Origin of the sequence: Chryseobacterium limigenitum (assembly GCF_900114875.1) — a bacterium.
GTDB classification, from domain to species: domain Bacteria; phylum Bacteroidota; class Bacteroidia; order Flavobacteriales; family Weeksellaceae; genus Chryseobacterium; species Chryseobacterium limigenitum.
In genome coordinates this window covers 15,632-37,975 of record NZ_FPKW01000003.1, presented here as the reverse complement: position 1 = coordinate 37,975, position 22,344 = coordinate 15,632, and the positions used below count along the sequence as shown (strand labels likewise).

The following is a 22,344-nucleotide window of genomic DNA, read 5'->3' as shown; positions in this document are numbered from 1 at the left end:
CTGATTTATTGTTTTAATTTTGCGATTATGAATTTCATTAAAAATAATCTTGCCAATGCATTAACGCTGGCTAATCTATTTGCAGGTTGCGTGGGTGCCATTCATCTTATTTTAGGTGATTATCAAACGACTGCGATCTGCCTTATTCTTTCTTCGATATTTGATTTTTTTGACGGATTTGTTTCCAGAGCTTTAAAATCAAACTCAAATTTGGGACTTCAACTGGATTCTCTTGCCGATATGGTGAGTTTTGGGGTGATTCCCGGATTGACAATGTATAAAGCATTAGAGCCTTTCGGGACAGAATTATTAGGACTTCATCTTCCTTTTGAGATCAAATACTTCGGATTGCTTGTTACAGTTTTTTCTTGTTTAAGACTTGCGATTTTCAATCTGGATGAGGAGCAGCGCTATTATTTTAAAGGATTAAATACACCAACCAATACTGTTTTGCTTTTTGGTCTGTATTATGCATTCAAAGAAACCAATTATTTCAGTTTCCTTTTCGAAAATGAATTATTATTGATTCTCTTAACCATCATTACTTCATGGCTGTTGATCAGTCCGATAAAAATGATGGCGATGAAATTCAAATCAAAAAAAATTCAGGACAATTATGCTAAAATCGTATTAATCGTTGGCGGAATTGCCATTTTAGCGATATTTCAGATCGTCGGGATTCCGATGCTTGTAATTTATTATATCTTAGTATCATTAGTATTTCAAAAACAACTTAATTAGTTATGAATTATAAGTTATTAGTGATAAGTTACATTCAACTATCTCGCTATCAACTCATAATTCATACTTTATAACTCATAACTTAATAAAAATGAATTTAAAACTGCATAAACCTCTTTGTATTTTTGACCTTGAAACAACAGGAACGAACATTGCTAAAGACAGAATCGTTGAAATCTGTATCTTAAAAGTAAATCCTGATGCTTCAAGAGAAAGCAAAACGTGGAAAGTAAATCCTGAAATGCCGATTCCTCTTGAATCCAGCCAGATTCACGGAATTTATGATGAAGATGTAAAAGATGCTCCAACCTTCAAAGAGATCGCATCAAAAGTAATGGAAATGATTTCAGGTGCGGATTTGGGAGGATTCAATTCTAACAGATTTGATGTTCCTTTGTTGGCAGAAGAACTTTTGAGAGCAGAACTTGATTTTGATTTAAGTAAATTCAAACTTGTTGATGCACAGACTATTTTCCATAAAAAAGAACCTAGAAATTTAGGCGCAGCTTATCAATTCTACTGTGGGAAAACTCTTGAAAATGCGCACTCGGCTGAGGCTGACGTGATGGCAACTTTCGAAGTTTTGGACGCTCAGATTGGAAAGTATGATGATATTCCGAATGAAATTGCTCCTTTAAGTGAATTTACATTCCACAATAAGAATGCAGATCTTGCAGGTTTCATCGGACTTAATGATAAAACGGAACCGGTTTTCAATTTCGGAAAATATAAAGGTCAGGGCGTAAAAGCTGTTTTCCAAAAGGATCTTGGATATTTCGGATGGCTTCAGAATGCTGATTTCCCGCTTTACACGAAGAAGGTTTTCACTAAAATACAATTGTCAGGTAAATTCTAAAATATGTCAGAATTAGTTAAGTTTAAATTTTACGAAACTGCTCTTGAAGCCAATAGAGACAAACAGATATTGGCTGAAAATGAGATCAACAGTTTCATCGCGAACGAACAGCTTATTCAATCCGATTGGTTGCTTTCGCAGGCAGTTGGGGGAATTCAGTTGCAGGTTTTTGAAGAAGACTTGGAGAAAGCCACTCAAATTCTGAACGATTATAAAGAAAATGAGAAGGTTTCGCTGGAAGTAGAACATACCATTGCAGATCCTAAGTTTGATTTTGTGTGTCCGAAATGTGGTTCAAACCATATTTACAGGGATGACAGCGCAACGAGCTTTTTTGGAGTTTCGCTTTTAACGAGTCATAAATTCATTTGCTATTATTGCGAGAATGAGTTTACGCATTAGAAATTAATACTTTAACACTCAATTTTGTCATTCTGAAAGAATCTCAACAAATTTATTGGATAATTTTTTCTTTTCAACAGTTTAGATCCTTCCAGGATGACGAACGGAATGATAATTTGATGTTGATATATTGAGATAAAGACTAAAACCCTAGCCCCGATTGCAGCGACATCCTTTTGTGCAGCGCAGCAGAACAAAAGATATAGCGGAAAGCGGGAAACAGCTTCAAAAAATAAGTAAAAATAATTGTGAGATTGCTTCGTCGCATTCGCTTCTCGCAATGACATAAATAAAAAGTAGTATGAAAATTATCTGCATCGGAAGAAATTACAGTGAACACGCAAAAGAATTAGGAAACGAAATCCCTGAAAAACCGGTTATTTTCATGAAGCCTGATACGGCAGTTTTGAAAGGAAACGATTTTTACATTCCCGAGTTTTCAAATGATGTACATTATGAATTGGAAGTTGTCGTAAAGATTTCAAAAGGTGGAAAATACATCCAGAAAGAAACAGCTCACAAACATTATGAGGAAATCGGATTGGGAATTGATTTCACGGCAAGAGATCTTCAAAGCGAATTAAAATCTAAAGGGCTTCCTTGGGAGCTTGCCAAAGGCTTTGACGGTTCCGCAGTGGTTGGAAATTTCTTTAAAAAAGAGAATTATAATCTTGAAGATTTACAATTTTCATTATTAAAAAATAAAGAAAAAGTGCAGGACGGGAATACAAAAGATATGATATTTTCATTCGATGACATCATTTCGTTTGCTTCCCAATATTTCACTTTAAGAGTTGGTGACCTTATTTTCACAGGTACTCCAAAAGGGGTTGGAAAAGTTGATGAAAATGATATTCTGGAAGGCTATCTTGAAGATGAAAAAATCCTGGACATCCGAATATTATAAGTAATTTAACATGAAAATTGGCATAATTTTTCTATCTTTAATAAACAAAATTAAAGGTTATGATAAATATTGTACTGCCCGTAGATTTTGGGGATAAAACAGATCAGCTTGTAGACGGAGCTGTAAAATTCGCAAAAGAACTCAACGGTAAGATTTTTTTAATTCATGTTGCACCTTCAGATATTGGTTTTGCCATTGGAGATATGGGGTTCCAGTATTTTCCTGAAGTGGAGGCTAATGAAATAAGAGAAGAGTTGGTTCAGCTGAATAAGATCGAGCAAAGAATTATTGCTCAGAATATCGACTGCGAGCATCTTTTGAAGCAAGGGATCGCCAAAGATATTATTTTAGAGTATTCTAAAGAAAAAAATGCAAACTACATCGTAATGGGTTCTCACGGAAGAAGTGGAATTTATGATGTATTTGTAGGAAGTTTAACCAAAGGATTGACGAAAGATTCTCATATTCCTGTTTTGGTGCTTCCGATCCATGAAACACATTAAATTTTAATCGTTATCCATAAAAAAACCGACCAAACACATATGTTTTGATCGGTTTTTTACTATATAACCAATTAATTAACCTTCTTTTTTGTAGATCGTAGGATCATAATAAGGGTTTTTACCCTCAGTTGGAGAATAGTAGTCTTTATCTTTGTCACCACCTAGTGTCGCCACTAATACATAGCACCAATACGTGAACAGTACGCAGCAAACAGTAAATAAGATCCAGTTTAAAACATTTCCGAAAGTGTCAAAAAAGCCGAAAGACCATTTGAAAACTTTGCTTAAGAATAGAAAGAAAGACGTCATTATTTTCCTTTTTTAAATTAACTTTGTACAAATTTATAAAAAATGTTTAAATTACTTTCAAAAGAAAGCAATATTTTTTCAATTCCTGTTTATATTGGTTTTCTTCTTTTAATCGTAATAGTATTTAACATCCTGAATTTCAATACAAATGAAACCATTATAGCCGGAATAACTTTTCTGGGAATTGCTTTGGCATATTTCTGTTTTCATAGCATTGCACTTAATTATCAGACTCATTTGCCTTTATTCTTATATACATTTTTTATTTTTGGACTTTATCCCGGCAATTTAGATATCGGAATTGCCGTTGCGCTTCTTACCAATTCGTTCCTTCTTTTGCTGTTAACAAGTACCGATGAAGACACGCGAAAAAAATCTTATGTACTGGTAGGTTCCATAGTTGCATTAAATTTTATTTTTCTGCCGACAACATGGCCGATGGCGGTTTTTGTGATCATTCACGTAATCGCTACTTCGCAGAGAATTGTTTTAAATGTTTTCAGGTTTATTTTAGGAGTTATATTAATCGCATTCAGTTATTTTTCCATTATGTTTTTTGTTGGATTTACATCCTGGAATATCGATTATTTCCCGTTTGGAAAAATGAAAATAGTAACAGATTATACAGAACTGTTTCCTTTAATTCCGATCGCTTTAATGCTGATATATGCAGTATATGACCATTTTCAAAACTATAATAAAAAGAGTCCGATAAGCAGATATAAATATACTTTTCTACTTGTATTTTCTTTGGCTCAGCTGGTTACTATTATTCTCTATATGAATAAAAGTTATGAATATTTATTACTATTGGCATTTCCATCAAGTATTATTTTAAGCAGGATGCTAAAGTTTTTACCTAAATATTGGATGCAGGAAGTAAGCTTATGGCTTCTCCTTATTAGTTTAGTTACCTTTAAAGCAGGAACTTATTTTGATTTATTTTAAAAAAAAATTATGATTCAGATAGACGAAAAATTGATTTCCGAGGATATATTTTCCGAAGAATTTGTTTGCAACCTTAGCAAATGTAAGGGTGCATGTTGTGTGGAAGGAGATGTAGGAGCTCCGTTAGATAAAAATGAGCTGGAAATTTTAGATTCAATTTTTGATAAAATAAAGCCCTACCTTACTCCGGAAGGTATCCAGGCTCTGGAAGAGCAGGGAACATGGACAACCGATCCTTCAGACGGGATGTACGTAACCCCAATGGTTGAAGACCGTGAGTGTGCCTATGTAACCTATGATATAAGAGGAATTACAAAATGTGGAATTGAAAAGGCCTATGAAGATGGCGCTATAGATTGGCAGAAACCGATCTCATGTCACCTCTACCCAATTCGTGTTACAGAATATTCTGCGTTTACCGCTTTGAATTATCACGAATGGAATGTGTGCAGCGATGCCTGTACATTAGGAAAAGAACTTCAGGTTCCTGTTTATAAATTCCTGAAAACTCCATTAATAAGAAAATATGGAGAAGAATTCTACGATGTTCTGAGCGAAGCCGCAGACGAATGGAAAAAAGAATACGGAAACTAAAAAAATAAAAACCGCAAATCAGTGATTTGCGGTTTTTTTATTGTTAAAAATTAAATATTTTTATTTAAAATCTGCATCTGTAACTCCAGAATTAATCACAATTTTAGTTGTTTTAATTGTGATTTTCTGACCTTTGCCTTCTGCTTCAATCTCAGCCGGGAATTGGAGGCCATCTACCGTCATATAGCTCTTAATTGTAGCCGAACCTTCATCAGAAGTAGATTTATGCAATAAAGAAGTTGAGGCATCAAAATAATATTTCCCTTTCTCAGAAGTTAAAACATTATAATCTTTTCCGTCTATATTCTCTATGGTAACAGCCGGGAATTTAGAAGCTTCATACCCTAATGCATCAATTGTTTTACTTTTTTTAAGTTCAGCAATTTTACCTGCAGGAATGTCATTTTTTTGCCCCATTTGGTCGAAATATCCTTTCTCACCGTCAAAAAGCTGAGTCATCGTTTGTCCCATTACTGATTGTACGGACTTGAACTTATTTCCCATCTTTTTAGTTGTCATAGAAATTTCCATTCCCTGTACAGAAAGAGTATTATCTGTAATTGTAGTTTTTACAGCTTCTAATTTATCTTTTCCACCCAAAGCTTTCAGATAATTATCAATAACTTCTTTAGATGTTAATTTTGATTTCACAGCTTCCGTTTTAGCAGAAGCAGCAGTTGTTTTTTGCGCAGCTACCGAGGTGGAAAAAAGCACGGCACAGAAAAACGGGATGATGATCTTTTTCATATATAAGTTAGTTTATAAAACGTAAATATATGAATATTGTCTGATATAAAGTAATTCGGGCAAAAAAACAAAACCACCAAAATAATCTGGTGGTTTTAAAATATGTATAAAAAATAAATTATTTTTTAAGTTCTTCCAAAAATTCGTCGTGAGAGATTGCAGTTTCTTTTTTAGATGCTTTTTCAAGAATTACATCTTTCAATTTAGTCATTGCAACTTCAGAAGAGATTTGTCTTACCTGCTCTTGGTCTTTCAACATTTCAACAGCATATTTTTGGATCTCCTCATCTCCTAGGTGGTGAATTCCGTAGATAGCCAACTGGTTTCTTACTAATTGCTCAGCTTGTGCCAAAACATCAGCATAATCCAACTGAATTTCGTTATCAGACATCAATTTACCTTCGATGATCTGGTAGCTTAATTGTTTTTTCTCAGTTTCAAGGATTTGTTTAGCCTGCTCTTCAGACTGGATGTTCTGGTTAGAGAATAATAACCATTTAACTAAGAAAGCTTCCGGAAGTTTTACTTCTTCTTTCTCTGTAATTTGCTCTAATACTTTGTTTACAAAGTGTACATCAGCATTTTGTTGGAAATATTCGTCTAATTCAGACTTCACTTTTGCTTTAAGCTCTTCTTCAGAAGAAACAGTTTCTGCTCCGTAAACTTTATCAAAAAGTTCTTGGTTAAGCTCAGCTAAGTTTAAAGAATAGAAATCTTTTACTTTAACCTCAATTTCGTTGTGGTGTAAGTGCTCAACTTCTTCTTTGCTGAATCCTAATTCTTTAGCTAATTCTTCGTCACCAGCAAGAGTTTCTTTAGAAACCTTTACAGATCCGTCCATTTTCAAACCTTTTACCAATTTGAAAGCTTCTTTGTTTTCAGCGGTAATGGTAGCGTTCTTTGGATGGTGGTGGTGCTCACCTTCAGCATCTTCTTCAACAACTTGAGAAATTTCTAAAGCGATGTAAGAATCTTTAGTGATTTTATCTTGAGGAACCTGCTCAGCGAAACGCTTCTGCATGTTTTCAATGCTTTTGTTGATTTCTTTTTCAGAAGCTTCTACTTTGTAGTGAGGCGCTTCATATTTAGCTAGATCTATTGTGAATTCAGGCTCGTACCCTACTTCAAAAGCAACTTCCAATTTTTCTGCGTTATGATTGAAATCATTTACAGGCTGAGGAACAGGCTGGCCAACTAATCTTAACTTGTTATCGTTTACATAGCTATTTAAAGCATCAGAAACCTGCTTGTTAATTTCCTCGAATGCAATACCTGCCTCATATTGTTTTCTAACCATACTTAAAGGCACTTTTCCTTTTCTGAATCCAGGAACTTGCGCATTTTTAGCATAATTAATCAACTGCTTCTCTACTTTTTCTTTGTAGTCAGATTTTTCCAATGTTACAGTAAGTAATGCACTTACGTCATCATGGTTTTGTGCGGTAACCTTCATTATTGATTAAAATTTTAGGTTGCAAAAATATGAATTTTTTATCAAAATACCCTACTAAAGATAAATTCTTATCCATCAAATATTTATAAATAACAAACCACTGAAAGTTTCAGTGGTTTTATTTTGAAAATTATTATTTAGTTGGTAAGGTTATAGGTAGCCTCAGCATCTGTTTCTCCACCTACGACACTTCCCCAGGCAGTTCCTGATTTGGCATCATTTACACTTTCAGGAGCGTGGATAAGGGTTAATTTTAACAATGGTGACGGAGAATCTACGACTTTCACTACATCCCATTTTGTTCTCAGACCTACTCTTTTCCCGTCATTTCTAAGATCGTTACCGTCTAATCTGGTAACTGCGATATTAGATTTAGGAAAATCAAAAATTAGGAAATGTTCATCTTTAGCATCAATAATCTCACCTGTAGCATCTTCATTCCCGTTTCTGAATTTTGCTTCAACAGTATAAGATTTCCCGTCCTTCAAAGGAATTGTAGGAATTCCTCCTGCTCCGATACTATAATCATACGTTAATGTATTTGTTGTTCCCTCTTCAGTAACCAACAAAACAATATTGGTAAGTTCTTCCTGAGGAAGATCATCCTCTTCTGCCGAGCCGTCTCTCTGACAAGAAATAACAGTGATCGTAATGAATAAAATTGCTAATAATTTGATGATATTTTTAGTATTGAATAGTTTGTTCATTTTTAAGAATTTTAAAATTGTAAAATTTTGATTAAATAAATTTTTGAAAACTTTAGAATCTGTATCTAAAATTTAAAATAAAGTTTCTTCCTGCCTCATCCGCGAAGAATCTAAGACGATTCAGATAATCTCTGTACGAAGTATTGAAAAGATTATTCACGATAAGTCCCGCAGAAAGATTTTTACTGATATTGATCCCCGTTTGGATGTTCCAAAGTGAATATCCGTTTGGCGGCGTACTGAAATCGATCTCTTTATCCACCAACTGTCCGTCTACATAAATTTCCAACGGAGCATTTCTGATCGGGAATCTGGTTTGTTTTAAAGAGGTTTGATTTTCAACCGTAAAATAGAAATTATTCCATTTTTCTTTCTTGAACTGCAATGTATTGGAGAAATTCGGCGGCATCATTAAGATCAACGGTTCGTTGTTGGTTTCGTCCTGTCCGTGAACATAACTTCCTTTTCCAACATAGGTAAGATCGTCCGTAAGTTTCCAGTTAATATCTAAATCTACACCATACATTTTGGCATCGATCTGTTGATATTGCCATTCCGGAAACACTCCCCTGATCGTTCCTTTGATACCAACCGGAACTTCATTAATAAAATTTTTAGTAATGAAAAAATAAGGGTTTACAGAAATAGTAAGACCTCTCAAAACATTGAATTTTGAATCTACCGTTAAATTAAACTGATGTCCCTGTTCGTTTTTCAAGGCCATATCTCCGATTTCAATGATTCCTGCAGAATGATGCAATCCGTCAGAGAATAATTCTGCAACGTTTGGAGATCTGCCCACTTTTGCATAATTAAATTTCAAATCAAAATTAGAGCTTGGACGATATTCCAAACCTGCATTGAAAGAAACATTGTTATAATTAAGCTGAGGACGCGTCAAAACTCTGTTCTGATCTGTTTTCACATAAAACTGAGGAAAACTGTCTGCATACAATTTCTCCCAATCACTTTTGTCGTACCATTTGGTAACATCGTAACGTGTGAAATCATATCTTGCACCTGCTTCAAAATTAAATTCAGAAGAAATTTTATATTTAAAAACAGAATAAAGACCTGCGGCATATTTATCATAATTAGGAATCAAACGTCTGGCTTTCGTCGCAGGATCTGAATAATTGTTTTGAAAACTGGCATCAATCCCAGTTTCCAGAGACCATTTTTCCCTTTCCAATAAATCATTAAGGTTAAACTGATGCGTCATCAATTCCAGATCCAGAGAAGGCGTGTCGCTCAATTCTCCTCTTCTGATGTCATATTCCTGTCTGTGGTTATACTGGTAACTGTAGGTAGCCGAAAGTTTTCCAATATTTTCAAATCTTTTGAAAGCTGAAACTTTTGCAATATGATGCTCAATAAGCTGTCTCGGATTATCAATATCATAGCTGAATTTACCCGAATAAATAGGCGGATTGGCATTCATCGCTCTGTCATAATCACCCGAAGTGGCAACGTGTGAATCTCTCAAAATCCCGATATTCTGATTCGTTAAATAATAATCAAATGAAATTCCTTTTTCATAAGAGTTATTCTGAACCGTAAAATTAAAGGAAGAAAAATCCATTCCCGTATTTTTCAGATTATAGTCGGGAGCGCTTTGGTCACCCAATTTTTTGATGCTTCCACCAGACTTTACAGCCCATCCGTTTTTCCAAACCTTGGCAACATCTACATCCAATCCCAGCCCTCTTCCGTTGGAAATTCCGGTAAGACCAACTGAACCTTTGATGGTATCTTTTTTAGGAAAAATCTCCGGTTCCATGACTACAACACCTCCGATGGCATCGCTTCCGTACTTTAAGGCAGAAGCGCCTTTAATCACATCAATATGTTGAAAATTATTAATATCAACATTCGGTGCGTGTTCTACTCCCCATTCTTGCTCGGCCAATTTTACTCCATTATTCAAAATAGCGATTCTGCTTCCGTAAAGCCCGTGAATAATCGGTTTTGAAATATTATTTCCGGTTTTTAATGCGGTAACTCCCGAAATTTTAGATAATAAATTCCCCAGATTTTCTGTAGAATTTCTTTCTATATCTGTTTTATCAAGAGTTTTTATAATTAAAGAACCGTTTTTTTTGTGACTTCCATGGATAGTCACCGTTTCAATATCCTGAATATGATGTTCAAGAGTAATTGCTACATGCATATCCTGAGTAACTGCTATATTTTCAGTATAATCATTACAATCAGGATGTTTAGCAATGAGTATATATTTTCCTGCAGGAATCTTATCAAAAGAAAACTTCCCTTTCTTGTCTGTTTTGGCTGTAAAATCCCCGATTTTCACCACTGCATTTTCCAGCATTGTTTTATCGTGAAAATCCTGAACAACACCTTCTACCGTGTAATTTTTTTGTGCGTTTGAAAATGCAAATCCACAAAGGATCAACATTAAACTATATATCAATTTCATTGTAAATAGATAGATTTAGTACCTCAATAAAGGTACATTTTCGTAAAAAATGTGAAGTTTATGGCTGATTAATCTTGGTTAAAGTAAAATTGATCTGATAATCTTTAAGAAAATCCTATAACTAATCATTCCTCCCTTTCAGGTCTACATTATCATCTATCTTTCTTTCACCGGGTTTCACCCGATGCTATTATTATTTCGCCACTTCGTGGCTGATTAAGATAAATTTAAAAGGAAAATAGCATCAATTTTAAAGCTAAACTTTAACCCATTAAAGCCTGAAAAGAATCTAAAAGACTATGAAATTGTGGGAGGCCCCCTAAGTTGAAAAGTGAATTTAGTCTGAGACCAGATTTTTTCCTGAACAGCAATGATTAATTCTACTTCATGCGTATAATGCTCAAAAGTAAAGTTAAACTCATCAGGAACCAAAGTATGTCCGGTAGCCAAGAAATGACAGGCCAAACAGTCGCCGGCTTTTTCTTTCACTACATTATTTGAAATCTTATGTTCCGTTTTTTTAAAGCTGAAATTTTTAAAAACTTCTTCGGAACTGTGATTGTGAAAATTTTGAGAAAACAGCGCAATGAAGTAGATCCCAAACAATAGCTTGGAGATAAAACTCTTCAGATTTCTGCTTTCTTTAAAAATCATCTTTCAAAAATATGAATAATAATTTAAAACTTAGATTAAAGTTTTATTAATATGCTTTGTGAAGCTGTCTAAAATATGTCGTTATGATTGCATTTTTGTTACAAATGGCAATGATAAAACTATTATTTTAGCTCCTTCGACTCCGCTCAGGATGACATCGCTAATACTAAACGTTATCTAAGCAGAAAATTTGCCCGTGTCATCCGGAGCGAAGCCGAAGGATCTTTTATTTTATTAATTCAAATAAAAATTAATCCAATTGAGAACCCAGATACTCCCATTCCTGAAGAGCTGCATCCAATTCTTCCTTAGTTTTATTATATTTTTCTAAGGTTTCTTCAGAAGGGTTTTCTTTGGTGAAGGTAGCTTCCATTTCTTCCACTTTGGTTTCAAGCTCAGAAATTTTCTCTTCTACTTTCTTTAATTTATTCTGAATATTTTTTTGTTCTTTGCTTACGATCTGAGATTTTTCCTCCACTTTTGGTTTTGGAGCTTCTTTTACCTCAACTTTCACATCATCGGCGTGAAGTTTTGCTTTTTCGGCAGAAATTTCTCTGATGCTTTCTTTTTGTCTGAATTCCAGATATTCGTTGATATCTCCTAAGAATTCTTTCATTCTTCCATCACGGAATTCGTAGATTTTATCACAAAGTCCCTGTAAAAATTCTCTGTCGTGAGAAATTACGATCAATGTTCCTTCAAATTTCTGTAAAGCGAGCTTAATAATCTCCTTAGACTGAATATCCAAGTGATTGGTAGGCTCATCCATAATCAACGTGTTGAAAGGACGTAACAACAATTTACAAAGTGCCAGACGGTTTCTTTCTCCCCCTGAAAGTACTTTAGTTTTTTTGGTCACAGCCTCTCCCTGGAATAAGAAAGATCCTAATAAATCTCTTACTCTAGGTCTGGTTTCTTCTGTTGCAGCGTCTTCCGCTTCTTCTAAAACCGTTTTATTTGGCGTTAAAACTTCTTCCTGATTTTGGGCAAAATATCCAATATTTACGTTATGACCTAAATTCCAGGTTCCTGTGTAATCTGTAATTTCGCCTGAAAGAATTTTTGCCAATGTTGTTTTTCCCTGTCCGTTCTGACCTAAAAGGGCAATTCTGTCTCCACGCTGTACGATGAAATTCACATCATCAAAGATTTGCTTTTTTCCATAAGCCTTTCCTAGCTTTTCAGCTTCAAAGTTTACTTTTCCGGGAACAACAGACTGTACAAAACGAATGTTGAATTTTGAAACGTCATCGTTCTCTACTTCAATACGTTCAACTTTTTCCAGTTTTTTGATCAAAGACTGCGCAAAAGATGCTTTAGAAGCACTTGCACGGAATTTATTGATCAATTCTTCTGTATGTTTAATTTCTGCATCCTGATTCTTTTTAGCCTGAATCAGTTTTTCTTTTCTGTCTTTTCTAAGCTCAAGATATTTGGTGTAATCAGCTTTATAATCGTCAACTTTTTTGTTGTTAACGTCAAAAGTTCTGTTACAAACCGCTGTCATGAACTGCTTATCGTGACTTACCAGAACAATCGCTCCGGGATAATCTTTTAAGAAGTTTTCAAGCCAAATGATAGATTCCATATCCAAGTGGTTGGTAGGCTCATCGAGAAGCATGACATCGTTCTTTTGAAGAAGCAGTTTTGCCAATTCAATTCTCATTCTCCAACCTCCGGAAAATTCATCCGTTATTTTTTGAAAATCATCCGCTTTAAAACCTAATCCGAATAATACTTTTTCTACATCACCTTCCAAGTTATAGGCATCGTGATGCATTAAAATATCATTAAGTTCTGTCATTTTGTTGATCAGATCCGTGTAACCATCACTTTCATAATCAGTTCTGATGGTCATTTGATGATTAACTTCTTCAAGTTCATTTTTCCAAGCATTGATCTGCTCAAAAGCCTGCAATGTTTCATCCCAAACAGTTCTGCCTTTCACAAAATCAAGATCCTGCTTCAAAAAACCAATCGTGATGTTGCCATCCGGCACTACACTCCCTTCGTAGAAAGTAATTTCTCCGGAAAGCATTTTCAATAAAGTGGATTTTCCCGCTCCATTTTTACCAACCAAACCAATTTTATCATCCTTTTTAATGGTGAAATTAACGTTTTGAAACAGATAGTTTCCCGAATGATGTAATCCTAGACCTTGAACCGAAAGCATGTAATGATAATTAAGAATTAATACTGAATATTTTTCGGGTGCAAAAATACGGAAAAAGAAATGAATAGCCCAGAAATAAAAAAAGCCGTTCAAATTGAACAGCCTTGCATTAATCTAAAAACTTATATGAACTTTATTATTTATCATTAAGAAATGATTCTTTTTTGAAAAAAAAGAGCTGCCCACCACAGACAGCTCACACCTAAATTTAAAACTGAAAAAGTACTAACATTTATTATAAAATCTTTATTTAATTAAAATGGACCGGCTCCAGTTATCATTATTCGGAATATTGCCTTCGTAGGCATAATCCGTAAGAACATCGTGTTCTAAAAAATGAATTTCCTTCTGAAGTTTTGATTCTCCTGCATTGGCATGTTTTATCGTGGCACTGCCGGGAACGTTAAGACTATCATTGAGCATTTCAACAAAAATCTCTTCTTCCGTTCTCAATAATAAAGCCTTTTCATACAAACCGAAATTGGACGAAAAATGAGTATAATTCACAAATCGCTCATAGTTATAGACCGGTTTTAGGTTAGGAGAAAGATCCTTAACATATTTCTCCAGCTCATCTGAAAATGACAGTAAAAACTGATGGATTTTAGGATCGATCTCAAAATTAGAATCATCAAAATCTGTATTAAAAACAGGTTGCCGGGCGTTAGTTTCTGTCAACATTAATTTTCCGTAAACTTTCGGAAGATCATTATAAACGAGATCTCTTTTCACATAAGCCTGCGAAAAAAAGTCTCCGGAATCTATTTCATAATTTTCTAAGAGTGATTCCCAAATTTTATTACCTTCTGCATCTGTCGCTGTATTTTTCACATTCGAAACATAATCATCCACCTCATCTTTAATTACAAAGTCATGTGAAACATATACAGATTGCGGGCCTTTCAAATATCCACCCCCTACGTCTGCATGGGCTCCGGGAACAAAAACTTCTTTCCAAACGGAAGTTCCGGTTTCGGACTTTGTGTCTTCCATACTTTTTGAATCTTTAAAAAAGCCCGTCAATGGAAAAAAATATCGGCATTCATTAACCGCGCATAACTGCAAAGCTCTTTCAACACCCGGAAGAAGACTTACGTTATAATCATTAAAAGGCGTAGATTCTACCGTATCGAAAACGCCTAAAAATTTAACTTTAAAATTTCCTGCTATTTTGGGATTTTGCTTTAATAATTCATAGCAAAAATTTCTTGCCAACATAGATCCTCTGCTAAATCCGTAAACATAGAAATGATATTCTTTCGTTTTATCCAACGTCACCTCATCCACAAAAACATTTGCCTTCGCCAATTTGTCATCAGAAGAGTATCCTGTGAATCGATAAGGATTTCTACAGGTTACCATCGCAAAATCGCTATCCTCAGCACCCGTTACGGTTCCAACTCCTTCAACGTAAATTTTCTTATTTCCATTAAAAAGTTGATACAATTTATAAACGTTGGTTATATTATTATGATAGCTTTCGTTCCTGCTTGTCGGCTTCTGAGGGGAAGTCGCATTAAGTCCGTTGTTTCCGGTTCCATCGAAAAAAATTCCGATAGAAACTATATCATTTTCCATCTTTATTGTTTTTTTTAATTGAGTTATTGAGGAAAAATTTAAGGCTAAAAAAACTTTTCAAACACCTTAAAAACCTCTCTGAATAACACTTTCAAAATAACATCGAAATGAAACAAAATGCTACAGTAGAAAACACCAAATAAAAAATTCCGTATTTCTACGGAATCAAATTCTTTCTAGTGAATAAATATTGTTGATGATGGCATAAATAACAATGCCGACTGTATTTTTGGCTCCGATTTTTTCTAAAACCCTTTGTCTGTGGCTTTCAACCGTCCTTGGGCTGATGAATAGCTTTTCAGCGATCTCGTTATTGGTGTGTTCCTGACAGATCAATTTAACAACATCCTTCTCACGCTCGGAAAGCTCATCATCCATTTCAAACAATGATTTTTTCTTGCTGGAACTGTTCATATAAGAAAACAACATCTGATGATCTTCAGAAGTGAAGAAAACTCCATTTTTATACACCATTGTGATGGCATCAATAAAGGTTTTTCTGTCGGAATTTTTAGGAAGGAAAGCGGAAACTCCAAGCTTAACCATATATCCTAAAATTGAACTTTTGTAATGAGAGGAAAGGATAATTATTTTGAGATCGGGATATTTTTCTTTTAAAATCTCCACCAATTCGAATCCGTTCATGGGCTGCATTTGTACATCTACCAATGCAATATCGGGAAATTCTTCTTTTGGTAAAGTCTCTAAACTTTCGATAAAAAGAGGTCCGTTGTTACAGGTCAAAGATACTGAAATATTTTTTTCTGTTGACAACAGCATTTTCACCCCTTCAAGGATCAGTTGTTCGTCATCAATTAGCGCTATTTTGATTTGCGGATTCATCGTTACATGGAATTTTAATAATTAAACGGCTTCCTTTATTTAAAACGTTCTTCCATTTATGGAGAGCATTCATGGATTTTATTCTAGACTCAATATTTTTAATTCCCATTCCTTTTTTTACGGCTTCGTACTCAAAACTCTGTCCGTTATCAGAAATTATTACACTCAGGTTTTTCTGATTATCTTTAATATAAATCCAGATTCTCGTAGCTTCAGAATGTTTCAGAACATTGGTTGTAAATTCCTGAATGATCCTGTACACCTGCACTTCAATGAAAATATTTTTCTTTTCAAATTTGGAGCTTACCGTTAATGAGATATTAACTCGATTGGCCAAATTGTTAATTAATTCTTCAATGTATAAAACCAATCCAACAGACTCTAAGTTTACAGGATATAATGAATGGGAAATACTTCTGGCAGAATCTATTAAAGAAGACATCTGACCGGAAATATTCTTTTTAATTAATTCATCACCTTTTGTGTCGAGATTATTCAGCCATAAAGAAAGAATATTCAGACGGTTTCCGATGTCATCATGAATCATTACTGCAATTCTTTTTCTTTCTTCTTCCTGCGCTTTGATGTTTTCTAAAACCAGTCTTTTCTGGTGAAGAACTTCAGCTTCATGCTGTGCATTTTTTTCTTTAATAATTCTATCAATGAAAAATTTATACGCCAGTAAAACGAAAACCACAATGATCAGCAAAACGACAATCAAAGTGATAAAAAAGCTGATATTTAAGGTTATTTCTTTAATTTTAAAAAGGTATAAATAATTGATATATAAAGGAAACAGCACAGAATATTATTCATACCCCAGATCATATAAACCTCATCATTAGAAAACGATTTCAGCTGACGAAGCATGAAAAATATAAACACCGAAACAGCATAATAAAGGAAGATAAAAGCATCTACCAATATAAATCTGTCATTATTGGTTTCGCTTTTTCTGATCTCCGTTAAGAGCGAATACCCTGCAAAACAGATCACTACAATATTTGAGATCACTTTCTTTAATTCGTTTGTTTCCACTTTATTTATAAAGAAAAAACATCCTACCAAAGCAACGATCGGAATGTACCAATACTTGGACAGGTTAGACTTCCTTATAAACAAACTCCCCAGCAGAAACAGCTCGCCGGATACGTAAAGAGGATACAGGAAATCTATATTTTTTAATTCAAAAACATAGATTGAAATTTTAATCGCAGCTTCTATTAAAAAAAGAAAAATGATATAATAAACATACCATTTTTCCGTGTTTTTTAAACGCTTAAATTTTATAAGTCCTATAAGCGCACTAATAAAAAGAAAACTGTTATTAAAATAAAGTATTACTTTAAAAGCATCCTCCATTTAATTTATTTTTTACTTGATTTTTTTTAAATATTACAAATTGGCGGACACGGCTGTGACCAGTCATAAGTATTCGAAATTGTTTGAACACTACTTCCATTATTTTCCAAATTCTCCTGATATTGAGAAATAAAGATTAATGTTACAAGCGTTCTCTGGTAAATATCAGAAAACTTAAGTCCAAATGAACATACAATTCTTGACAAATTTTCTTTTATTGGAGTAAGATCCTCTGCAGGCACCAAAAATCTCTTGAAAATTCTTGATCCTTTGAACTCGCTGCATTCCATGTAGAACCAAGTCATACCTTCCGTTCTCCAAGATTCTATTGCAGTTAATGCTTTGTCCTGATCCATAGTCGGCACATTTGATACCGGTAAAAACATATTAGAATTATGATCAATATTGCAAAGTTCTTTAGATAATACCGCATTTTTCACTACAGTATATTCCTGTTTTTCCATAAGCGTCAGGTCATTCGTTAATTCAGCCAGGAAACTGTACGGATGTTCTGTTACAGGAATTTTCTGTCCATTACTGTCAAGCGGACAAAGGATCAATACAAGTTTAGCACTATACACCCCTATTTCTGTACAGAAATTTTTGTTGTCATTCGTATTCTTAAGCCAATCAATTTGATCTGGAGTAAGCTCAAAAACAAAATTAGTTGGGATTAATTGTTGAATAATTTGATAATTTGCACAGCAGTTTGCCCAGTCTGCTAATGCCATTTCGTACTGTTCGTTGTTAAAAGTTGTCATAATTTGCATGGTATAATTAGTCGCATAAAATTATATAAATTAAACTACCTGTACAAATATCTCACTAATAATTGAAGATTTATTAACAATTCCCAAGTATAAAAAAATAATTACTGACATTTTGCTTTAATAATTCCTTACGGTAATATGATAGCAGCTTTGTTGCTTTTCTTTGATATAATAAATTCTGCCTGCATTAGCGTAGTAATTCAGCACTTTTTCCAAAGCGATTTCCATTTTAGGATTGTATTTTAAAACATCATTGAAACGGATGTAAGAGATATCGAAAGAATTTCCGTAGTTATGCGAGCTAATCCCTACAGAGGCATTAGCGTTGACTTTTCTTAATCTACACTGATCTTCCAGGGTTCTAGTCATAGATGAAACCGTAAAAGTATGCCCTTTTGTTTCTTTACTGAATCTTGCTCCCATCTTCTCAAGTGTTGCCTTGGCCTTAGAAACCATGTAAGCCCTGCTGTAATCCAGTTTTTGAATACGATATCCTTTTCCCTTCATTTTTATTTTATGAAATTTTCCGTTGCCGATATATTTCTGAATTGTTTTGGAATCCCAGAGCAATTTCACTCCAAAACTTTTTGAGGCATCCAAATGAGGTTTATAAAGAGGAGTCGCTTCCACTTTTAAAACTTCGGTGAGATCATAGCAAGGAATTGTCTTTTTTGCGGTCTGAGAATAATAGAAGCTAGATATAGCACAGACATAAGCCACACTCAAAAACTTTTTCATTAAGAATGATTTTTAAATTTATAAACGAAAAAATAAACATTTATGTTATACAATTCAATCATTATACCAATATTGTAAAATTAATTTCACCATAAACCCCAAGATACAATTGTTAATTTCGCAATCAAGTTTCATATTATTTTAAAATATTTTAAGAATTTTACTTTTCAGTTTACAATATTAGTTTTAAATTTGATTTACATTTAAAATAAACAACATGATAAAAAAACTATTTGCTGAATTTTTCGGCACATTTTGGCTTGTTTTCGGAGGTTGCGGAAGTGCAATCTTCGCCTCTCAGATCGCTCCGGCATCCAATGGTCAAATGGGAATTCTTTTAGTAGGAGTTGCCTTGGCTTTCGGACTTACTGTACTTACGATGGCATACGCTGTCGGACACATTTCAGGAGGGCATTTTAATCCTGCAGTTTCGTTTGGTTTAATGGCAGGAGGCAGATTTCCGGCCAAAGATTTACTTCCTTACATTGCCGCTCAGTGTTTGGGTGCTTTATTGGCTGCGGGATGCCTGTACGTCATTTTAAGCGGTTCCGAAACTCCGGATTTTTCCGGACCGGGGGCTTTTGCCACCAATTTCTATGGTGATGCCGTCTACTTCGGGAAAGGATACTCAATGGGAGCTGCATTTTTAGCAGAATTCTTACTGACAGCATTTTTCCTGATCATCATCATGGGAGCAACCGACAAATATGCAAACGGAAAATTCGCAGGAATTGCGATTGGCTTAGGTTTGACATTAATTCACCTTATTTCAATTCCAATCACGAATACTTCCGTAAACCCTGCAAGATCACTTTCGCAGGCAGTTTTCGTAGGTGGAAATGCAATGTCTCAGCTTTGGTTATTCTGGGCAGCACCAATTTTAGGAGGTGTAGTCGGAGGATTGATTTATAAATTTCTATTACAGCGCACAGATGCTGAAATTGCTTAAATATTAAAACGTATATATTACAAAAAATAAATCCTGTCATAGTGGCAGGATTTTCTATTTTATTTTTTTAATATCAAAAGGATTTTTAAAAATAAGTTCTTCATGTTTTCCTTTGATTTCCATTTTTTTCTGGAGCAGATTCAAAGCCATTTTTCGGATGAAAAGATTTTTATCATTTAAATTCCAATAAGAATCTCCATGTACTTTTTTAGGTTTTCGGATCAGATAAAACTCCGTTTCCCAAGTATCAACGTTGTGATAAAATTCAATAATTCCGCAATGTTCGGGAATTACACTGTGTTCTATCATTCCCATCGGAAGCAAAAAACTGAAAGCATTACAAATATAATCTCCACAGGAAATTTTATCATGTTTCAGAAATTTCTCGCCTGTTTTTATATTTAAATATGATTTTTTGAAGTCATTTTTAAAATCACTTTTTGAAAATTTGATCTCGATTTCATGACTAAAACCCTCTGCATCAATGATGAGCATGTCCGCCTCCCAATCAGAATGAAAATGATTGGTCAACACAATTTCCTTCTCAAAATCACAGTGAGAATGAATATACACATGAACAAGTTCTTCTATCTTTAACATGAATTTTTAAATAAATGATAAAAAATAATTGATAAATGATCAATTTAATGTCTCTAAAACTCTATCACTCTCAAACCCTCCAACTCAAGAACTCACTAGCTCACCAACAAACTGCATCCGCGAATATCAGAATGATCAATTCTTCCCAAAACCTGAAATTTAGAATCAGGAAGCGTTTTTCCTAAATCCTGTGTTGCAATAAAAGCACATGAATGCACATTCGCTAAATCTATAATATTGATTGCTCCGGTTCTCCCCTCTTTTTCATAATTAAAAGGATCTTCGGCATTTCTTACCAAAATTCTCATCCAGTTTGGACATTGATACACATTTTCGCCTAAAGAATACGCCTGAGAAAGAAGCTCCGTCATAGAATATTCAGAATAAATTTTATCCGTTTTAAAACCATCCTGAAGAATTTTCAGCAATTCGTCTTTGGTCATTTCTTCTTTACGTCCTTTCATTCCGCCGGTTTCTATTATAGTAAGAGTGTTGAAATTTTGGAGTGTTGGAGTGTTGGAGTTACAAAAATCCAAGAAATCTAAAAGCGCAAAAGAAACTCCGAAAAGAATGACTTTTTTATCTTTCAAAGTGTTTAAAAGCTCAAACAAATCTGAATGATTGTAAAGAAAATATCCGTTTTCAGGCTTGCCCGATTTCTTCATCAAATAATCTACCATATATATTAAGGATGAGTTTTGCTTTTCCAGATAACTTGGGAGCAGACCTAAAAAGATAAACTCTTCCGGCTTTCCGATAAACTGTTCAAAACTTTTATAAATACTTTCCTTATATATATTTTCGTCTGCAATGAAATGTTTAGACAAATTCATCTGCGTCGTTCCTGAACTTTGAAAAAACAGGCCAGCTGTCATATTTTTGTCTACAATCTGATGATTTTTAAACATCTCAATTGGCAGAAACGGAATTTTTGTCAGTTTTTTCACCTCATCCGGATTAATTTTCAAATAATCAACGAACTTTCTGTAGATCTCAATATTTTCATATTGATAACGAAACGTTTTCAATGCTGCATCCAAAAAATCCTGCTCTGACTGTATGCTGAATATATTTTCCAATCTTTTATAAAATTTTGCACTTTCCTTTTATTTCCTCAATTTGAAACAAAATAGTAAGCAAAGTATATTTTTTTTAATATTTTTTTAAGCTTAAATTTAATTTTTGGTCAGATTCTTGCAATTATCTACCCGGAATATGGATTAAAAACAGGATGAAAATTTATTTTCGTCCGTTAATTACCTCTTTTAGGGGTAATTTTTTTTGTTCCATCCGCAAAAGACTTTAATTCGAAATCCTTTTCAAAAACACCATACGTAAAATACGAGATCCAGTCTCCAAGATTGATATATTTTGCTTTTTGCTCCAAATCCAGCACCATCGGAAGGTGACGGTGACCATAAATAAAATAGTCTATTTTCTGAGTTTTCAGTTTTTCTTTTGAATAAATAATTAAAAACTCTTTTTCTTCGCCCAAAAACTCTTTGTCTTCATCACCGGATATCATTTTATTCTTTTGTGACATATACAAAGCAATCTTCATGGCAATATCGGGATGAAGCCATTTGAAAAACCACTGCGCAACAGGATTGGTAAAGACTTTTTTCATTCTTTTGTACCCTTTATCGCCAGGTCCCAAACCGTCTCCGTGAGCAAGCAGAAACTGCTTTCCGCCCATCTCAAAATATTGTTTTTTATAGAAAACCGTACAGCCAATTTCTTCTTCCAGGTAATCTTTCATCCAAAGATCATGATTTCCGACAAAAAAATAAATGTGAATGCCACGGTCTTTTAATTCTGCAATTTTGCCTAAAACACGTACATACCCTTTAGGAATTACATGTTTCCATTCATGCCAAAAATCAAAAAGGTCGCCCATTAAAAATAAAACCTGTGCATCTTCTTTAATCTCATCCATCCAACGGATAAATTTTTCTTCACGAATTTTGCTATCCTTAGGATTGGGAGCTCCAAAATGTTGATCTGAAGCAAAATACACCTTTTTACCAGGTTCTAAATTGATGGTAGTCTTTAACACCGATTGAGTTTTTTGTT

24 protein-coding genes are annotated in these 22,344 nt (G+C 34.2%); 8 read left to right on the top strand and 16 right to left on the bottom strand.

Annotation, left to right across the window (positions count from 1 at the left end; translation table 11 throughout):
* Positions 1–27 precede the first annotated feature (27 nt).
* The 5 genes from BT156_RS05080 (at position 28) to BT156_RS05060 (ending at position 3,409) form a co-directional block, all read left to right on the top strand.
* Complete coding sequence (locus tag BT156_RS05080; RefSeq protein ID WP_072407837.1) at positions 28–741, top strand: CDP-alcohol phosphatidyltransferase family protein; 714 nt, start codon at positions 28–30, stop codon at positions 739–741.
* 91 nt (positions 742–832) lie between these two features.
* Complete coding sequence (locus BT156_RS05075; protein ID WP_072407835.1) at positions 833–1,597, top strand: 3'-5' exonuclease; 765 nt, start codon at positions 833–835, stop codon at positions 1,595–1,597.
* 3 nt (positions 1,598–1,600) lie between these two features.
* Positions 1,601–1,999 carry a putative signal transducing protein gene (locus tag BT156_RS05070; RefSeq protein ID WP_072407833.1) on the top strand — a complete coding sequence of 133 codons (399 nt, stop codon included), beginning with the start codon at positions 1,601–1,603 and terminating at the stop codon, positions 1,997–1,999.
* Between the two features lie 301 nt (positions 2,000–2,300).
* Positions 2,301–2,906: a fumarylacetoacetate hydrolase family protein gene (locus tag BT156_RS05065; RefSeq protein ID WP_072407831.1), complete on the top strand. Its 606-nt coding sequence runs from the start codon at positions 2,301–2,303 to the stop codon at positions 2,904–2,906.
* A 59-nt stretch (positions 2,907–2,965) separates the two neighbouring features.
* Positions 2,966–3,409: a universal stress protein gene (locus tag BT156_RS05060; RefSeq protein ID WP_072407829.1), complete on the top strand. Its 444-nt coding sequence runs from the start codon at positions 2,966–2,968 to the stop codon at positions 3,407–3,409.
* Between the two features lie 75 nt (positions 3,410–3,484).
* Here the strand turns inward: BT156_RS05060 and BT156_RS05055 are convergent, their stop codons facing one another.
* The gene (locus BT156_RS05055) at positions 3,485–3,718 is read right to left on the bottom strand and encodes a DUF6341 family protein (RefSeq protein WP_072407826.1); all 234 of its coding nucleotides are present in this window, start codon (positions 3,716–3,718) and stop codon (positions 3,485–3,487) included.
* Between the two features lie 42 nt (positions 3,719–3,760).
* On the opposite strand from BT156_RS05055, the gene BT156_RS05050 reads away from it, so the two are divergent.
* Together BT156_RS05050 and BT156_RS05045 are read left to right on the top strand one after the other, a co-directional pair.
* Positions 3,761–4,666 (top strand): DUF6427 family protein, encoded by a 906-nt coding sequence (locus BT156_RS05050; RefSeq protein WP_072407824.1) that lies wholly within the window; start codon positions 3,761–3,763, stop codon positions 4,664–4,666.
* 9 nt (positions 4,667–4,675) lie between these two features.
* Complete coding sequence (locus BT156_RS05045) at positions 4,676–5,260, top strand: DUF3109 family protein (protein ID WP_072407821.1); 585 nt, start codon at positions 4,676–4,678, stop codon at positions 5,258–5,260.
* Between the two features lie 60 nt (positions 5,261–5,320).
* Here the strand turns inward: BT156_RS05045 and BT156_RS05040 are convergent, their stop codons facing one another.
* The 12 genes from BT156_RS05040 to BT156_RS04985 all read right to left on the bottom strand — a co-directional run bounded on the left by BT156_RS05040 (position 5,321) and on the right by BT156_RS04985 (position 18,722).
* Positions 5,321–6,007, bottom strand: coding sequence for a hypothetical protein (locus tag BT156_RS05040; protein WP_072407819.1), 687 nt, complete (start codon positions 6,005–6,007; stop codon positions 5,321–5,323).
* A gap of 118 nt (positions 6,008–6,125) precedes the next feature.
* Positions 6,126–7,460, bottom strand: a complete 1,335-nt coding sequence (locus BT156_RS05035; protein WP_072407817.1) for a trigger factor — start codon at positions 7,458–7,460, stop codon at positions 6,126–6,128.
* Positions 7,461–7,597: 137 nt separating this feature from the next.
* The gene (locus BT156_RS05030; protein ID WP_072407815.1) at positions 7,598–8,167 is read right to left on the bottom strand and encodes a hypothetical protein; all 570 of its coding nucleotides are present in this window, start codon (positions 8,165–8,167) and stop codon (positions 7,598–7,600) included.
* Between the two features lie 52 nt (positions 8,168–8,219).
* A complete protein-coding gene (locus BT156_RS05025) occupies positions 8,220–10,604 on the bottom strand; it encodes a TonB-dependent receptor (protein WP_072407813.1) in 2,385 nt (794 codons plus the stop codon).
* Between the two features lie 297 nt (positions 10,605–10,901).
* The gene (locus tag BT156_RS05020; protein WP_072407811.1) at positions 10,902–11,258 is read right to left on the bottom strand and encodes a hypothetical protein; all 357 of its coding nucleotides are present in this window, start codon (positions 11,256–11,258) and stop codon (positions 10,902–10,904) included.
* A gap of 250 nt (positions 11,259–11,508) precedes the next feature.
* On the bottom strand, positions 11,509–13,431 hold the full coding sequence (locus tag BT156_RS05015; protein WP_072408388.1) for an ABC-F family ATP-binding cassette domain-containing protein: 1,923 nt from the start codon (positions 13,429–13,431) through the stop codon (positions 11,509–11,511).
* 246 nt (positions 13,432–13,677) lie between these two features.
* Positions 13,678–15,009: a T6SS phospholipase effector Tle1-like catalytic domain-containing protein gene (locus tag BT156_RS05010; RefSeq protein ID WP_072407808.1), complete on the bottom strand. Its 1,332-nt coding sequence runs from the start codon at positions 15,007–15,009 to the stop codon at positions 13,678–13,680.
* 165 nt (positions 15,010–15,174) lie between these two features.
* Positions 15,175–15,852 (bottom strand): response regulator transcription factor, encoded by a 678-nt coding sequence (locus BT156_RS05005; RefSeq protein WP_072407806.1) that lies wholly within the window; start codon positions 15,850–15,852, stop codon positions 15,175–15,177.
* The gene (locus BT156_RS05000; RefSeq protein WP_228429988.1) at positions 15,821–16,654 is read right to left on the bottom strand and encodes a sensor histidine kinase; all 834 of its coding nucleotides are present in this window, start codon (positions 16,652–16,654) and stop codon (positions 15,821–15,823) included. The genes BT156_RS05005 and BT156_RS05000 overlap by 32 nt, the downstream gene beginning before the upstream one ends.
* Positions 16,600–17,214: a hypothetical protein gene (locus BT156_RS04995; RefSeq protein WP_072407804.1), complete on the bottom strand. Its 615-nt coding sequence runs from the start codon at positions 17,212–17,214 to the stop codon at positions 16,600–16,602. Before BT156_RS04995 ends, BT156_RS05000 begins: the two co-directional genes overlap by 55 nt.
* 26 nt (positions 17,215–17,240) lie before the next feature.
* On the bottom strand, positions 17,241–17,975 hold the full coding sequence (locus BT156_RS04990; protein ID WP_072407802.1) for a hypothetical protein: 735 nt from the start codon (positions 17,973–17,975) through the stop codon (positions 17,241–17,243).
* 126 nt (positions 17,976–18,101) lie between these two features.
* Positions 18,102–18,722 (bottom strand): DUF5715 family protein, encoded by a 621-nt coding sequence (locus BT156_RS04985; protein ID WP_072407800.1) that lies wholly within the window; start codon positions 18,720–18,722, stop codon positions 18,102–18,104.
* A 220-nt stretch (positions 18,723–18,942) separates the two neighbouring features.
* Between BT156_RS04985 and aqpZ the strand changes: the two genes are divergently transcribed.
* Positions 18,943–19,671 (top strand): aquaporin Z, encoded by a 729-nt coding sequence (gene aqpZ, locus BT156_RS04980; RefSeq protein WP_072408385.1) that lies wholly within the window; start codon positions 18,943–18,945, stop codon positions 19,669–19,671.
* Positions 19,672–19,725: 54 nt separating this feature from the next.
* Here the strand turns inward: aqpZ and BT156_RS04975 are convergent, their stop codons facing one another.
* From BT156_RS04975 to BT156_RS04965, 3 genes are all read right to left on the bottom strand, one after another.
* Entirely contained in the window at positions 19,726–20,271 is a 546-nt protein-coding gene (locus BT156_RS04975; RefSeq protein WP_072407798.1) for a hypothetical protein, read from the bottom strand.
* A gap of 95 nt (positions 20,272–20,366) precedes the next feature.
* The gene (locus tag BT156_RS04970) at positions 20,367–21,350 is read right to left on the bottom strand and encodes a long-chain-fatty-acid--protein ligase (RefSeq protein ID WP_072407796.1); all 984 of its coding nucleotides are present in this window, start codon (positions 21,348–21,350) and stop codon (positions 20,367–20,369) included.
* A 173-nt stretch (positions 21,351–21,523) separates the two neighbouring features.
* Positions 21,524–22,327: a UDP-2,3-diacylglucosamine diphosphatase gene (locus BT156_RS04965; RefSeq protein WP_072407794.1), complete on the bottom strand. Its 804-nt coding sequence runs from the start codon at positions 22,325–22,327 to the stop codon at positions 21,524–21,526.
* Positions 22,328–22,344 lie beyond the last annotated feature (17 nt).

Excerpts from the sequence above, each read along its gene's own strand:
- BT156_RS05065 (WP_072407831.1), top strand. The coding sequence starts at position 2,301 with ATGAAAATTATCTGCATCGGAAGAAATTACAGTGAACACGCAAAAGAA.
- BT156_RS05080 (WP_072407837.1), top strand. The coding sequence starts at position 28 with ATGAATTTCATTAAAAATAATCTTGCCAATGCATTAACGCTGGCTAAT.
- BT156_RS05075 (WP_072407835.1), top strand. The coding sequence starts at position 833 with ATGAATTTAAAACTGCATAAACCTCTTTGTATTTTTGACCTTGAAACA.
- BT156_RS05040 (WP_072407819.1), bottom strand. The coding sequence starts at position 6,007 with ATGAAAAAGATCATCATCCCGTTTTTCTGTGCCGTGCTTTTTTCCACC.
- BT156_RS05015 (WP_072408388.1), bottom strand. The coding sequence starts at position 13,431 with ATGCTTTCGGTTCAAGGTCTAGGATTACATCATTCGGGAAACTATCTG.
- BT156_RS05070 (WP_072407833.1), top strand. The coding sequence starts at position 1,601 with ATGTCAGAATTAGTTAAGTTTAAATTTTACGAAACTGCTCTTGAAGCC.
- BT156_RS04990 (WP_072407802.1), bottom strand. The coding sequence starts at position 17,975 with ATGACAACTTTTAACAACGAACAGTACGAAATGGCATTAGCAGACTGG.
- BT156_RS05045 (WP_072407821.1), top strand. The coding sequence starts at position 4,676 with ATGATTCAGATAGACGAAAAATTGATTTCCGAGGATATATTTTCCGAA.
- BT156_RS04995 (WP_072407804.1), bottom strand. The coding sequence starts at position 17,214 with ATGGAGGATGCTTTTAAAGTAATACTTTATTTTAATAACAGTTTTCTT.
- BT156_RS05005 (WP_072407806.1), bottom strand. The coding sequence starts at position 15,852 with ATGAATCCGCAAATCAAAATAGCGCTAATTGATGACGAACAACTGATC.
- BT156_RS04975 (WP_072407798.1), bottom strand. The coding sequence starts at position 20,271 with ATGTTAAAGATAGAAGAACTTGTTCATGTGTATATTCATTCTCACTGT.
- BT156_RS05035 (WP_072407817.1), bottom strand. The coding sequence starts at position 7,460 with ATGAAGGTTACCGCACAAAACCATGATGACGTAAGTGCATTACTTACT.
- BT156_RS04985 (WP_072407800.1), bottom strand. The coding sequence starts at position 18,722 with ATGAAAAAGTTTTTGAGTGTGGCTTATGTCTGTGCTATATCTAGCTTC.
- BT156_RS05030 (WP_072407815.1), bottom strand. The coding sequence starts at position 8,167 with ATGAACAAACTATTCAATACTAAAAATATCATCAAATTATTAGCAATT.
- BT156_RS05050 (WP_072407824.1), top strand. The coding sequence starts at position 3,761 with ATGTTTAAATTACTTTCAAAAGAAAGCAATATTTTTTCAATTCCTGTT.
- BT156_RS05055 (WP_072407826.1), bottom strand. The coding sequence starts at position 3,718 with ATGACGTCTTTCTTTCTATTCTTAAGCAAAGTTTTCAAATGGTCTTTC.
- BT156_RS05020 (WP_072407811.1), bottom strand. The coding sequence starts at position 11,258 with ATGATTTTTAAAGAAAGCAGAAATCTGAAGAGTTTTATCTCCAAGCTA.
- BT156_RS05060 (WP_072407829.1), top strand. The coding sequence starts at position 2,966 with ATGATAAATATTGTACTGCCCGTAGATTTTGGGGATAAAACAGATCAG.
- BT156_RS05025 (WP_072407813.1), bottom strand. The coding sequence starts at position 10,604 with ATGAAATTGATATATAGTTTAATGTTGATCCTTTGTGGATTTGCATTT.
- BT156_RS05010 (WP_072407808.1), bottom strand. The coding sequence starts at position 15,009 with ATGGAAAATGATATAGTTTCTATCGGAATTTTTTTCGATGGAACCGGA.